The organism is Bradyrhizobium sp. 147, from assembly GCF_023073935.1.
Classification (GTDB): domain Bacteria; phylum Pseudomonadota; class Alphaproteobacteria; order Rhizobiales; family Xanthobacteraceae; genus Bradyrhizobium.
The window spans coordinates 1-650 of sequence record NZ_JADPKL010000047.1 but is presented as its reverse complement, the minus strand read 5'-3'; the positions used below and the strand labels follow the sequence as shown (position 1 = coordinate 650).

General features: G+C 62.5%; 2 protein-coding genes. Both read left to right on the top strand.

The window, feature by feature from the left end; genetic code table 11:
- On the top strand, positions 1-373 hold a 373-nt coding region (locus IVA87_RS11315; RefSeq protein WP_247333590.1), incomplete at its 5' end, for a transposase.
- Positions 370-650, top strand: a 281-nt coding sequence (gene tnpB, locus IVA87_RS11310; RefSeq protein ID WP_247333589.1) for an IS66 family insertion sequence element accessory protein TnpB, incomplete at its 3' end; no start/stop codon positions are given. The genes IVA87_RS11315 and tnpB, both read left to right, overlap by 4 nt.

Sequence of the window (650 nt, the reverse complement as noted above, 5' to 3'; positions counted from 1 at the left end):
GTCGGTGAGCCGGCTGGAGATTCTTGAAGGGCCGTCAGGACGTCGTGTGCGGTCGGAAGCTGAGAGAGCTCGGATCGCCGCGGAGAGTCTGTTGCCCGGCGCCCAGGTATCCGAGGTAGCGCGCAAGCACGGAGTGACGCGCTGGCAGGTCTACGATTGGCGACGGCGGCTTCGACAGCGAGGTATGTTGCCGCCGTGCGAGGCGTCTCCACCAACGTTTGCGCCGCTGGTTGTGGAAGATGCGTTGGAGGAGCGTCAGGCTCCGGCGGTCAAGCTTGAGATTGCGATCGGCGATGTCGTGCTGCGGACTGACACAGCCATAGATGCTGAGCAGCTATCCCGGGTGATCCGTGCGGTGCGAGCGTCACGATGATCGCGGCCGGTGCTGATCTGAAGATTTACGTTGCCACGCGGCCGATCGACTTCCGCTGTGGCCACGACGGGCTTGCGGCGAAGGTACAGGAGATGCTTCGTCTCGATCCGTTCAGCGGCGCAGCCTTCGTGTTCCGATCGAAACGAGCGGACCGGATCAAGATTTTGGTCTGGGATCGAACGGGTCTGGTGTTGGTGCACAAACGCCTCGAAGGTTGCAAGTTCGTTTGGCCAACGATCGCGGACGGAGTGATGCGCATGTCGCCGGCGATGTTCGC